This is a genomic window from Limosilactobacillus rudii, assembly GCF_014145455.1.
GTDB classification, from domain to species: domain Bacteria; phylum Bacillota; class Bacilli; order Lactobacillales; family Lactobacillaceae; genus Limosilactobacillus; species Limosilactobacillus rudii.
In genome coordinates this window covers 1-13,040 of record NZ_JACIVB010000029.1, presented here as the reverse complement: position 1 = coordinate 13,040, position 13,040 = coordinate 1, and the positions used below count along the sequence as shown (strand labels likewise).

The 13,040-nt window shown below is 37.4% G+C and carries 12 protein-coding genes and 1 pseudogene; 3 read left to right on the top strand and 10 right to left on the bottom strand.

Translation table 11 applies throughout. The annotated features are described in order from the left end of the window. Position 1: 1 nt before the first annotated feature. The 7 genes from murD to H5S39_RS01325 form a co-directional block, all read right to left on the bottom strand. Positions 2-1,375 carry a UDP-N-acetylmuramoyl-L-alanine--D-glutamate ligase gene (gene murD, locus H5S39_RS01355; RefSeq protein WP_182595924.1) on the bottom strand — a complete coding sequence of 458 codons (1,374 nt, stop codon included), beginning with the start codon at positions 1,373-1,375 and terminating at the stop codon, positions 2-4. A 13-nt stretch (positions 1,376-1,388) separates the two neighbouring features. After that, a complete protein-coding gene (gene mraY / locus H5S39_RS01350; RefSeq protein ID WP_182595923.1) occupies positions 1,389-2,360 on the bottom strand; it encodes a phospho-N-acetylmuramoyl-pentapeptide-transferase in 972 nt (323 codons plus the stop codon). A 25-nt stretch (positions 2,361-2,385) separates the two neighbouring features. Then, the gene (locus tag H5S39_RS01345) at positions 2,386-4,545 is read right to left on the bottom strand and encodes a penicillin-binding protein (protein ID WP_182595922.1); all 2,160 of its coding nucleotides are present in this window, start codon (positions 4,543-4,545) and stop codon (positions 2,386-2,388) included. Further along, entirely contained in the window at positions 4,545-4,916 is a 372-nt protein-coding gene (gene ftsL2 / locus H5S39_RS01340; RefSeq protein ID WP_182595921.1) for a cell division protein FtsL, read from the bottom strand. Before ftsL2 ends, H5S39_RS01345 begins: the two co-directional genes overlap by 1 nt. A 6-nt stretch (positions 4,917-4,922) precedes the next feature. Further along, a complete protein-coding gene (gene rsmH, locus H5S39_RS01335; RefSeq protein ID WP_182595920.1) occupies positions 4,923-5,879 on the bottom strand; it encodes a 16S rRNA (cytosine(1402)-N(4))-methyltransferase RsmH in 957 nt (318 codons plus the stop codon). A 15-nt stretch (positions 5,880-5,894) separates the two neighbouring features. Next, positions 5,895-6,323 (bottom strand): division/cell wall cluster transcriptional repressor MraZ, encoded by a 429-nt coding sequence (gene mraZ, locus H5S39_RS01330; protein ID WP_182595919.1) that lies wholly within the window; start codon positions 6,321-6,323, stop codon positions 5,895-5,897. 238 nt (positions 6,324-6,561) lie between these two features. Continuing rightward, on the bottom strand, positions 6,562-6,918 hold the full coding sequence (locus H5S39_RS01325; protein ID WP_182595918.1) for a hypothetical protein: 357 nt from the start codon (positions 6,916-6,918) through the stop codon (positions 6,562-6,564). Positions 6,919-7,049: 131 nt separating this feature from the next. On the opposite strand from H5S39_RS01325, the gene H5S39_RS01320 reads away from it, so the two are divergent. After that, entirely contained in the window at positions 7,050-7,169 is a 120-nt protein-coding gene (locus tag H5S39_RS01320) for a DUF4044 domain-containing protein (RefSeq protein ID WP_003666746.1), read from the top strand. Between the two features lie 69 nt (positions 7,170-7,238). Here the strand turns inward: H5S39_RS01320 and H5S39_RS01315 are convergent, their stop codons facing one another. From H5S39_RS01315 to H5S39_RS01305, 3 genes are all read right to left on the bottom strand, one after another. Continuing rightward, the gene (locus H5S39_RS01315) at positions 7,239-9,572 is read right to left on the bottom strand and encodes a DNA translocase FtsK (RefSeq protein ID WP_182595917.1); all 2,334 of its coding nucleotides are present in this window, start codon (positions 9,570-9,572) and stop codon (positions 7,239-7,241) included. A 20-nt stretch (positions 9,573-9,592) separates the two neighbouring features. Continuing rightward, complete coding sequence (gene trmL / locus H5S39_RS01310) at positions 9,593-10,102, bottom strand: tRNA (uridine(34)/cytosine(34)/5-carboxymethylaminomethyluridine(34)-2'-O)-methyltransferase TrmL (protein WP_182595916.1); 510 nt, start codon at positions 10,100-10,102, stop codon at positions 9,593-9,595. 175 nt (positions 10,103-10,277) lie between these two features. Next, positions 10,278-11,132 carry a putative RNA methyltransferase gene (locus H5S39_RS01305; RefSeq protein ID WP_182595915.1) on the bottom strand — a complete coding sequence of 285 codons (855 nt, stop codon included), beginning with the start codon at positions 11,130-11,132 and terminating at the stop codon, positions 10,278-10,280. A gap of 110 nt (positions 11,133-11,242) precedes the next feature. On the opposite strand from H5S39_RS01305, the gene H5S39_RS01300 reads away from it, so the two are divergent. Together H5S39_RS01300 and H5S39_RS11555 are read left to right on the top strand one after the other, a co-directional pair. Next, positions 11,243-12,271 carry a lactonase family protein gene (locus tag H5S39_RS01300; RefSeq protein WP_182595914.1) on the top strand — a complete coding sequence of 343 codons (1,029 nt, stop codon included), beginning with the start codon at positions 11,243-11,245 and terminating at the stop codon, positions 12,269-12,271. A 146-nt stretch (positions 12,272-12,417) separates the two neighbouring features. Continuing rightward, a pseudogene (locus H5S39_RS11555) lies at positions 12,418-12,555 on the top strand (IS30 family transposase); the annotation flags it as partial. Positions 12,556-13,040 lie beyond the last annotated feature (485 nt).

The following is a 13,040-nucleotide window of genomic DNA, read 5'->3' as shown; positions in this document are numbered from 1 at the left end:
TTTACTGCTCCTTTCGTCCCGTTAGTTTTTCAACCGCTTTAATAAATTCATCCCCACGCACCTCAAAACTTGGGAATTGATCCCAGCTAGCATTTGCTGGCGACAGGAGGATTACATCTCCTGGTGCACTTAACTTCCATGCTTCAGGTACTGCTGTAATCGCATTTTCACTTTCAATAATCGTCGAGACTCCTGCCTGCTGAGCAGCTGCTTTCATTTTATCTTTACACTCACCGAACACAATAATTGCTTTGACATGTTCTTTAAAGTAAGGAATAAGACGTTCAAACGTATATCCCCGATCAAGGCCACCAGCTAAAAGGATTACCGGACGTTTAAAACCTTGAAGAGCCACCTCGGTAGCCTCAATATCTGTTGATTTAGAGTCATTGTAGAATAGACGATCTTGATATTCCATTACATATTGAAGGCGATGACGAACCCCGCCAAAAGTAGTTAAGACATTTATGATTGCATCATTAGTAACCCCGCTTAACTTTGCAGCAGCAATAGCAGCAAGTGCATTTTCCACATTTTGGGGACCAATTAATCGGATATCATCTGCCTTCATAATCTTTTCGCCACGCCAATAAATTATGCCATCTTCCACGTAGCTTCCTTGATGACTCTTATTTAAACGGGAAAATGGAATAATAGTTGCCTGACTTCGCTGCGAAATCTTTTGCCATTCATCTCGATCCCAATTAATTACTAAAAAGTCATTTTTAGTCTGGTTACGTGTAATGTTGAGTTTAGCATTAATGTAATTTTCTCTAGTCTTATGATAGTCTAAGTGATTTGAGAAAATATTAGTGATAATTGCAATATGTGGATGAATCGTTGGTGCCCCTAGTAATTGAAAACTTGATAATTCAGTCACAAGTGTATCATCTGGACCTAACTGTTCCGCTACCTTACTAAAGGAAATACCAATATTACCAGCATACTTAACTTGATGTTTAGCATTCTCAGCAATCATTAGTTGTGTTAATGTCGTCGTGGTTGTCTTCCCATTACTACCAGTAACACTAACAAGGTGACCATCGAAAATTTGCCAACCTAATTCAGCTTCAGTAATAATGGGAGTATTTTGTTCAACAAATTTAGCCACTAATGGATTATCATATAGAATTCCTGGATTTTTAACTACAATGTCAAAGCCTTCTTCTGCAAGAGATAAAGGATTATCACCCGTAATCACAGTTATTCCATCAGCCTTCAAATCATTAATAACCTTATCATCTTTAGGAACAGCCTGATCATTTGCTGTTACATTAGCACCTAATTTCACTAATAAGTGGGCTGCATTAATTCCACTAATCCCAAAGCCCATCACTAGAACTTTTTTATCTTGATAATTATCGATTTTTTTCATTTAACTTATACTCCTAACCAACTAACAGGATTGTCGCAACAGCAATAATAGAGGCTACTAAACCGACAAGCCAAAAGGCAATATCAATTTTCCATTCACTCCATCCACACATTTCAAAGTGGTGATGAATTGGCGTCATCTTAAAGATTCGCTTACCAGTCGTTTTAAACGACGCAACCTGCATAATAACACTTGCAGTTTCACAAACATAAACGATCCCAATTACCAGTAGTGACCATTCATGATGGAGAAGCAGTGAAACAGCCGCTAATGAAGCACCGATTGCCAATGAACCCATATCACCCATAAAGATTTTTGCTGGTTTATGGTTATAAGGAAAGAAACCGAGCAAAGTACCAATCATTGCTAAACAAAATAGGGCGATTTCCGGATAACCAGGCTGATTTAAGTTTACTAAGGCAATAATTAAGTAAGCTACGAACGAAATAATTGATAAACCGCTAACCAGGCCATCAAGGCCATCCGTTAAATTAACAGCGTTTGAAAAGCCAACAATCCAGAAAATAATAAATAGACCATATAACCATCCGACCTGGGTTGTCCCAAAGCCCATTTGAAATCCTTCATGCTGATATATAACAGTAAATACCATCGCAGCAAGTACTTGACATAAGGCCTTTTGCCACGGTTTGAATCCTTCATTTTGGTGATGGAAAATCTTAATACTGTCATCCCACATTCCGATTAAACCGTATACTATCAGCACAAACAGAAGTGCCCATAAGGTATTAGTTATTAATCCTTGCCATGCTGCAACCCATAAAATTGTTACAACTGCAGAAAAAATAAATAATAAACCTCCCATTGTAGGGGTACCTGCTTTTTTCTTATGCCATGTAGGCCCTTCTTTTCTAATCTGTTGTCCTTCTTTTTTTGCCCGAAAGTATTTAATTAGTGAGGGCATTAATAAGAAAGTAATTAAAAACGAACTTAGAATTGTCAAAACTGCACTTAGAAAATTCATATTAACCTCCAATTAGTTTAGAATGCTAGTTTTTAGCTTCATATTGAACTGTTAGCGTAGCACCACGTTTTACAGTATCATTTGGTGAAATGCTCTGCTTAGTGACATATCCTGTCCCACTGTCCTTTAGATTTAATTTAAGAATCTTTGCAAGTTGTTGTACATCAGCAGAACTCCATCCTGATAAATCAGGCATGTGGTACGTTCCTCCGGTATCAAGGATAATATGTTGGTCAGTAAGTACCTGCTGCTTTGGCTCTACTGATTGTTGCTTAATTTTTGTATTAGAACCAACTATAACTACTTGCATTCCCTTCTTAGATAATTGCTTATTAACCTCTTCGCGTGACTTGCCCACAACATTAGGCATCGTGATAACTTTCTTTTTAGCCTGTTCGGCAACCTTTTGCTGGCTTAATAGCATCTTCATTGTTGGATTGAAGACACTAGCAATTTGCTTTGTTGCTGGCTTCTTTAAGTTTTGTGGCTGCCTCAATGTTATATAAATAATGTATTTTGGATTTTTGGCCGGGGCCATCCCAGCAAATGAGTACAAATAGTTTGTATCACCGGTTGAGTAACCATGCGCACCACCGATTTGTGCAGTTGCGGTTTTCCCTGCAATTCGATAGCCCTTAATCTGGTAATCATGACCTAAACCTTTTTGATCATAGACTACACCTTGCATATAGCCAAGAACTTTATGCGCGGTTGAAGCCTTAATCGGATGGCTAACAACTTTCGGCTTTACCTGCTGAATAGTTTTACCGCTGTTTCCATCAACAATCTTGCTGACAATATATGGCTTCATCATCTTACCATTATTACCAATTGCACTAAACGCTTGCATCATCTGCATTACGTTTACCGTGATTCCCTGACCAAATGCCGTGTTGGCCTGGGTAAGAGCACCTTTAAACGTAGTATACCCATCAACTTCATTTCCCATTCCAACTACATTTACTTTCTTTAGCAAACCAAAACGCTTAATATATTTCAGCCAAGTATCAGCACCAATATCTTGTTCTACGTGAGCAAAACCAACGTTGCTCGACATATCAAATGCATCTTTATAGGAAATAGTTCCCCAGCCGGAGCTTGACCAATCGGTAATCTTTCCACCACCCATTGCCCAGGTACCAGAATTAAAGGTTGCATTAGGGTTAAAATGACCAGTATCAATTGCGGCAGCTAATGTAAGAATTTTCATTACAGATCCGGGTTCATAGGCATCTTGAACAAGCATGTTCCGCCATACTGGATTATTTTTTGCATGAAGAGTTGGGCGTTGAGTGGCCGCAATAATCTTCCCGGTTTTTGCTTCCATTACAACTGCTGTCATTGAATTAGCATTAGAACTTTTATAAGCTTTATTAACTTTAGTTTCAAGAAAATGCTGTGTTTGTGAGTCAATGGTGGTATAGATATTGTCACCATTAACGGCCTTTTTTGTTACCTGCTTTGAGTTTGCAATTTGGTAGCCATAAACATCTTGCTTATCCTTCCGTAAACCATTTACCCCTGTAAGCTGTTTATCGAAATATCCTTCGAGTCCTAATTGTCCAACAAGATTAGTTTCATCTGTTCCATTATTATTCTTGACTTTAGGTGTTGCCATCCCAATTATCTGGGAGGCAAACTCACCCTCTGGATATTGGCGAGCAGGAGTGGCAATAAAATTAATTCCCGGCAAATGATACTTCTTAATTTTTTGCATTGTTGAAACAGACAAATTACTACCTGCACTACCGAATTCAACTTGGTATACTTGTCCCTTCGGCTTTAAGACCTTTTCAATCTGAGTAGGTGTAAGATTAATATATTTAGATAGTACTTGTGCTGTTTTTTTACGATCTTTAACATAAAGAGGTTTCCCATTTGAAGACTTTTGCGTCCGATCTAGTACCGCATACAAGGTATACTTACTTGTATCCGTTGCTAGAGCATTACCATCGGCATCGTAAATATTCCCTCGCCGCGCTTGAATAATCCGCTGTTGAGTATAAATTTGTTCTGCCTGTGATCGTAAATTAACATGCTGAACATCCTTATTTATCGCGATATACGCAAAACGAACGATAAATAAGGTAAACATTCCAACCGTAATTAGAAAGAGCCATTTGCCAAAGGTCCCTCGGTTTTCTCTATGTCCCCTATTTTTCGTTCGTTGTGGCTTCTTATTCATTATTTATTAACGTTCCTTACATTTGAATTTTTATCTGTTAATCCATATTTATGTGCTGCTGATTTCAAATGCGATTGACTAGTCAATTCAGCAATTTCTTGCTGCGAACTTGCATTATTACTCTTCACTTTACTAATTTGTGTTTGTACATCCTGCAAGTGCCGTTGCTGATTATTGATATTAATTTTAGTAGAGAGAAGATTGAGCATCAGTGTTAATGTCACCAAGCTTCCAATTACTATCAAAAAACGTTCAAATTTTGACCACCTAACCGGACTAGGTGTAATTTTCGGCTGTTGAGAAATTTTTTTCCGCGGTATTTCCTGGGGTTGCTGCCCTCCTGCAAGTTGCCTTGCCGCATTTGAAACCATAATAAGTCACTTTCCTTCTTTTATTCTTTCAATTATTCTTAACTTAGCACTGTGCGCACGATGATTTTCTGCCAGTTCTTCTTCACTAGCTACAATCGGCTTTTTATTGATTAACTTAAAATCTGGTTCCATCCCCGTTGGAATCACCGGTAATCCTTGTGGAATATCATCACTTATTGATGTTTTTTCCCGAAACATCGTTTTTACTAAGCGGTCTTCTAACGACTGAAATGTAATTACACTAATCCGTCCACCAACATTTAGCATATCCAAAGCTTGTTCTAATGACTCTTCTAATGCTCCTAGTTCGTCATTAACAGCTACTCTAATCGCCTGAAAACTCTTTTTAGCCGGATGACCACCATGTCGGCGAGCCGCGGCAGGAATGGCGCTTTTGATTACATCAACCAATTCAAAAGTCGTTTTGATTGGTTTAATCTCACGTTGTCGCTCAATTTTACGTGCAATTTGTTTTGCAAAGCGTTCTTCTCCATACCGATAAAGGATTTTAACAAGCCGATCATATGACCATTCGTTAACAACTTCCATTGCTGATAACGATTGTTCTTGATTCATTCGCATGTCCAATGGTGCATCATGCTGGTAGCTAAAGCCCCTTTTTGCATCATCAAACTGTGGTGAAGATACACCCAAGTCATATAGGACACCATCAACTCGGCTAATATGATGATCACTTAAAGCTGTCCTTAAATTCCGAAAATTATCTTCTATTAAGGTTAATCTTTGCTGATTAATTGCTGATTTCAAATTCTTTTTATTATATTCAATTGCGGTTTGATCCTGATCAAAAGAATATAGATGACCACCCGCTAGCTGTTTTAAAATCGCTTGCGTGTGGCCACCACCACCTAATGTTGCATCAACGTAAGTGCCTGTTGATTGCACATTTAATCCTGCTACGGCCTCCTTTAAAAGTACCGTTACATGTTTAAACTCTGCCATCAACTAAACCCTCCATTAAAAATCAATATTAAGATCTTCTGCAATCTCGTCAAAATTATCAGCTGTATCGTTAGTAAATTTACACCACCGCTCATCGCTCCATATTTCTAAACGATTTGAAACGCCAACTACCACACACTTTTTCGTCAGTGCGGCATGTTTACGCAAAGTCAGCGGAATATTAATCCGTCCCTGCTTATCAATTTCACAATCTGTTGCGGCCGAATATAAAAATCGCACAAACGCCCGTGCGTCGCGCTTTGTTAGTGGTAAAGCTTTTAATTTTTGTTCTAAAAGCGTCCATTCTTTTAACGGATATCCAAACAGACATCCATCTAACCCCCGAGTAACAATGAAGTGCGTACCTAACTGTTCTCGAAATTTGGCAGGAATAATTAATCGGCCTTTGGTGTCAATCGTATGTGTAAATTCACCCATTAGCACAACTAAATTACTCCCTTACCACTTTATAGGTCAAGTCTACCACAATCCCCCACTTCTCACCACGTAATTTTGTGAATTTTATCAAAAAGTAATAGACATTTTATAAATTAGTTTTTAAAGAACAAGCTAAAAATTATCTTCTTACAAAAAAAGCCGGACCATAATTTTTGAAAAAATCAAAAGTCATGATTCGACCTTTCATATCATCTAGCGTTAAAATTAATACTTCATCTTCTATTTATCCGAGTGGCAACCACCGTGAGATAATCATGCTACCAATATATATCAATAATGCATAGTATGCAGAATACCGCCAAAATACCGGCCAATAACGACGATAAATAAATTCATGATTATGTGCAATTTGCAAAGCGATTAAAGCCAACGCTAGCACCATCCATACAGCAATTGGATATGCTGGCCAGTAATATCCAAGATTAAAAATAATCAAAAGCCATAAAATAATGGTCCATACCCACCATAAGTGCTTAACCTTTTTAGTAGGGAAAAAGATACGTAAAAAGAGGTGTTCAACAAACCAAATAACTATTAATAAAACAATTTCTAAAATTATAACTTGAATACTTACCGCCACACTGTCTCAAGTCCTTTCGACTAAAATAAATAACTTAAGTTTAACATAATTTAAAACAAGATTTGAAAAAGACTGTAAAAATGCGTTACACTACTACTATCGATAAAGCTAAAATGGAAGGACGGTTAATAATGCAGCGAAAAAAGAAAACCCGTTTCCAAAAGATCACCATGGTTGCAATTTGGCTGATGTTAATTGCAATGCTCGGTTCACTAATCTTTGGTGCTGTTGCATCCTTAAACTTAATTTAAACCATTTCAATACTATACAGATACTAAAAAGAGATTCCCGCTGACGCAAAAATATGGGAATCTCTTTTTTTATTCATCTTTTTGTTTATAAACTTCACGGGGCTTAGAACCATTAGCAGGACCAATAAATCCCCGTTGCTCCATATCATCAATAATTCGTGCCGCTCGATTATATCCAATTCTAAATCGCCGCTGAATCAAAGATGTGGATGCCTTTTGCTGATCAATAACAAAATTCAAAGCTTCTGGAAATAGTTCATCCTCTTCTTCAGCCTGCTCTTCTTGTTCAATTTCATTATCTGTCACAACCATACTATCATCGTATTCTGCCGGACGTTCATTCTTAATAAAATCAACTACTGCTTCAACGTCGTGATCAGAAATAAATGCTCCCTGAATTCGGACCGGTTTATTTTGGTCAATCGGCTCAAATAGCATATCACCGCGGCCCAACAATTTTTCAGCACCATTAGTATCAATAATTGTTCGCGAATCAATCCCACTTGACACTGCAAAAGCAATTCTCGAAGGAACATTTGCTTTGATTAATCCCGTAATTACATCAACAGATGGCCGTTGAGTGGCAAGAATCATATGAATACCAGCTGCACGTCCCATTTGGGCAATTCTAACAATCGCATCTTCAACGTCATGCGAAACAGTCATCATTAAATCAGCCAATTCATCTACAATCACAAGGACTAACGGTAAACTAGGTTGCGGCTCTTCTGGATGTTCCTCATTTTGTTGCTGAACTAGCCTATTATAGCCATCTAGGTTTCGTACGCCAAATTTAGCAAATAATTCATAGCGCCGTTCCATCTCAGCTACTACCTTGCCCAACGCCCGCGCTGCCTTTTTAGGTTCCGAGACGACCGGACTTAGTAAGTGTGGAATTCCATTATAAACACTTAGTTCGACCTTTTTAGGGTCAATCATTAGCATCTTAACTTGATGGGGCTTGGCCTTTAATAAGATACTCGTAATAATAACATTAATAGCAACTGACTTTCCACTACCTGTCGCCCCAGCTATCAGTAAATGGGGCATTTTAGTCAAATCTGCCATTTTAACATCCCCCGTAACACTGCGGCCAAGAGGAACTTCCATTGGATTATCATTACTTGGCGCACTTTCCACCATATCACGAAAACCAACCGTCGCAATTTGTTGGTTAGGAACCTCAATACCAATTAATGATTTGCCTGGAATTGGTGCTTCAATTCGAATATCTTTAGCTGCAAGAGCCAAGGCTAAGTCATCAGCCAAATGCGTAATGCGACTAACCTTTACCCCAACAGCAGGTCGCAATTCATATTTGGTTACTGAGGGTCCGAGATTAACGTTTTCGACGGTTGCATCCACCCCAAATGACTTTAATGTTTGTTGAAGTGTTTGGGTGTTTTTCTTTATATTACGAAGATCTTTTTGTTGGTCAGTTGCCTTTACTTGGCTCAATAGACTGACTGGTGGTAATTGATAATCATCATCTTCTTGCGCATCAATTCCTGCCAAATCTATCTCTCCAGCTGAACTTTCATCGGTAGCAGGAGTAGGTATCGTTTTATTATCTGTTTGACTTTCGCTTGCCACTCGAATCGTTGGTTCTGCTGCTTGCGATGAAGGATTCGCAGGCGACGCTGACGATGCTGTTTCTGAAGTACTGTTACTATCAGTATCAGCAAAAAAGTCTTTAACCTGACGTGAGACCTTTGTAATCGACCTATTAACTGAAGGTGTTGGTGCCGGTTCGTTAACACTTTCTGCCCGCTTCTTTATTAATTGGTTATGGGCATCCGCCATGACTGCTCCTGATTTTTTAATCCCAATGCCAAGTTTAACTAAGAAATCACGCCACGGTAACGCAAAGAAGATGATTATTCCTGTAATTATTAATAGCCACGACAAGATAGCAGTTCCTACTTCGGAAATCAAAATATTACTTCCATTGTATAGGTAGGCACCAAACATCCCACCACCAATTAATACTGTTGAATCACCATTAAAAATTACTTTACTAAGATTATTCCAAGTCGTTTCAATTATTTTTGAATGTAGACTAAGGTGTTGAAACATTACCGTCTGCAACCACATTAATAACCCTGCGTATGTAATAATAGTCCCAACTATCCACCTCTTTTTAAAGTGAGGCCAATGACTATAAAGGGCAAAACATAAGCCATAAAGAAAAACTATAATCATGGCAATAGGATAAGTTTCACCGACAAAAATCTTAAAACAATTGTCAAGAAAAGTTCCAAGTATACCTAGATTGAACAAGCCAACCAACATCAATAAACAAATAATAAGACCAATTAGATTATCAATTAACCGATACTGCTGTTTTTTCTTTCGCGCTGGTCCCTTTGTGCGGCGGGACGATGTTCTTTTTCTTCTCGCCATGATAATGTGCCTCCCTTAAATTACTTCAATTTATCAAATTCATAACGGTGAACCCGTGCTAAATTGGGAAAACTTTGTTGACGTAGCGCCTCATAGATAACAATCGCCGCACTATTCGAAAGGTTTAGCGCTCGAATATTATTATCATTTTGCGGAATTCGAATAGCATTTTCTGGATATTTCTGCATAAATCGTTCCGGCAAGCCAGTAGTTTCCTTGCCAAACAAGAAATAATGATCTCCCGCATCCGTATAATCAACATCAGTATAATCATGAGTTGCAAACTTTGACACAATATATAAATGATTAATGTCTGGAATTGTATTCATAAATGATGGCAGGTCATCATGGTAAGTTATTTTAACTTTATCCCAATAATCTAGTCCTGCTCGCTTCATATGTTTATCATCGGTTGAAAAGCCAAGCGGTTTTATTAGATGTAATTCTGTATTCGTCCCAGCACAAGTACGCGCAATATTTCCCGTATTCGCCGGAAAAAGTGGTTCAAAAAGGACAATATGATTAGTCATAGTAAAAATCTCCTTAAACAAATAAAAAAAGCAGGGTCTCGGTGTGGGCACGGCGAAACGCTGCTTTAATGAAGTACTCCTTGATAATCACCAACGAACACGTTCATTCGATGTCAATTATCAAACGATTTCTTATAATAATTTAGCACTAATTTCTTATTTATGCAATATTAAATTAACTTTTTTTCGCAATTAGCAAGCTTACATCAACAGTAATCTTTTTTAAATTATCTAGTTCATCTTGAGTTAATTTTTTAGCATTTTCTCCCCAATGCAACGGTGTCATTTCTAGCATTGCTTCCTGTAATCCATCAGGAATATTATATTCATAAGTGACTGTTTCAATTTTACTATCAGGATAATGCTGTTTAAAAAGATTTAGGACTTGTGAATTATCATATTGATAGTTTCGTTCTCCTGCGCGATATAAAATGTGTCGCAATTCAACTAAATAGTTAGCATTTGGTATTACTTTAATAAGTGTTCCATTATCTTTTAAAACACGATTAAACTCACGATAATCAGACGGTGAGAATAGCTCAAGGATGAAGTCAAAACTATTTGCACTAAAAGGTAGTTTTCGTAAATCGGCAACGCAAAAGAAAGCCGTTAGTGGTAGTTGCGTCGCTAAAGTTATTCCCGGCTTTGAAATATCAAATCCCACTATCGTATCACTAAATTCAGGACGCAAATTTACTAACTGAAGCAATGGCGTGCCTTCCCCAGTACCCACATCTAAAATTTTAATTGATTCAGAAGGCATTAATTGACTTATCCTTTGAAGAATTGGCCTAAATAATCCTGCTGCTAACAGTTGACGGCGAGATTTAAACATTTCTCGACCGTATTCTGTATTTGCTGCTCCATTCAAAAAATGAAGGTAACCATGACGATTAAAGTCAAACTGGTGGTTATTTTCACAAATCAAACTATTTCCTGTTACTGATACCATCTTTTGCCCACAAACAGGACACTGAAAGAGGTTCAAATTATTTGCGACAAAAGCTCGCTGACGCTCTATTTTTTTCACTACTGTTCCTCCGTCTATTTTAAATTACTAAGAACAGTGTATCACAGCTAGAATTACGATGGGCAAGTTGCTATTATATAGGTAAACACTTTCAAAAGGAGGAAATTGATGTGACTGAACAATTTCTAATTGGAACATATACTAAAAAGACAAGTAAGGGTATTTATAAAGTTACTCTTGATACAGATCAGGGTAAGATTACTGATGTTGAATTAGCAATTCCATCACAAAAGCCTGCATATTTACAGGTTGGTACAGATGGCCGTATATATGCCATTAAGCAGGTTGATGACAAGGGAGGAGTTGCTTCTTATTCGCTGAGCAATGATAATTCTAAAATGCTTAGTGATGTTTTAGCTGCTGGGGCACCTCCGGCATATGTTGGCTTAGACGAAGAACGCCATTTACTTTATAGTGCAAACTACCATACTGCTAAAGTTGATGTATTTAAGATCAATCCTGACGGTAAATTAACTTTAACAGATTCAGTTCTTCACGAAGGTGCAACAGGTCCTAAACCGGAACAAGAAGCTCCCCATGTTCATTATGCTGATCTTACACCTGATAAGCGTCTAGTTGTTTGCGATTTAGGAATGGATTTAGTAGTTGTTTACGATGTTTCAAATGACGGTAAATTAACAGCAGTTTCGCGATATAAATGCGAAGACGGCTTTGGTACTCGTCATATTGCATTTCACCCTAATGGTAAATACGCATACCTATTAGGTGAACTAAGTAGCAAATTAGAGGTATTAAAATACAACGATAAAGATGCTACTTTTAAACACCTCCAAACAATTAAGACAATTCCTTCATCTTGGACAACTCATAACGGTGCCGCCGCTATTCGAATTTCAAATGATGGTAAATATGTCTATACTTCTAACCGTGGTGAAAATACAATTGCTGTCTTTAAAATTCAACCAGATTTTACAGTAAAACATATCCAGTCTATCTCTACTGAAGGTGACTTCCCACGTGACTTTAATCTAAGTAAGGATGAAGACTACTTATTAGCTTCAAATCAAAATTCAAACAACCTCACGCTCTATAAACGTAATCCAGAAACAGGTAAACTCACTCTTCTTCAAAAAGATATTGCTTGTCCTGAACCCGTTTGCGTTATGAAGTGGAAATAATGGTTTAATAATATTACTTATTTTTATATCAATCTAAATAATTATTAATATAAATTTCGAATATCTGGCATTAGTATGGAAATATTATTTCTGTATCAATGTCAGATTTTTTTATCTACCGTGCTATGCGATTTAAAGCTATCTGACGTAATATCGCTAATAAATATGACATTCACACTTATATTGCGCGATTGACCCACCCACTAAATCAGAATAATAATGGTATCTTGCGGCGCGATAGTAAACGATTAAACTTCCATCACCTATCAGATAAACTAATAACTTAACTAATACATCGCATAAATAACATTTCACGGCAGTTATTAAATGTAAGCACCCGATAACAATACAATTTGCAACGTTAATTCGTAAACTGTTTTTTGCGAAAAGTATACGCAGAGCTGAAGCCAATGTGATTTATTATACGTTAGTAGCAATGACCAAAGTTAACGAACTAAACGTATATAAGTATTTTAAATTACCTGTTTGATCGACTACATAATCAGAAAAGTAGCGACATTGAGATCCTTTTACCATGGGCAGAAACGTGCAACAAACGTGCCATAACTAAAATAAGGACGTTATTCACTAAATTCAGCGAGGTTACGCTCTCTTTTTCAATACGTGTCGTTATACTGCTTAAATTAAATATTGAAAATCGTTAATTGGACATTATCAATATTTAATTTCAACGCTGGCTGAGGAATGTAATCAGTCTTTTTAGCGACCTGATGATGGTGAGACTTAAATACCGGTGCAATAATTTCAT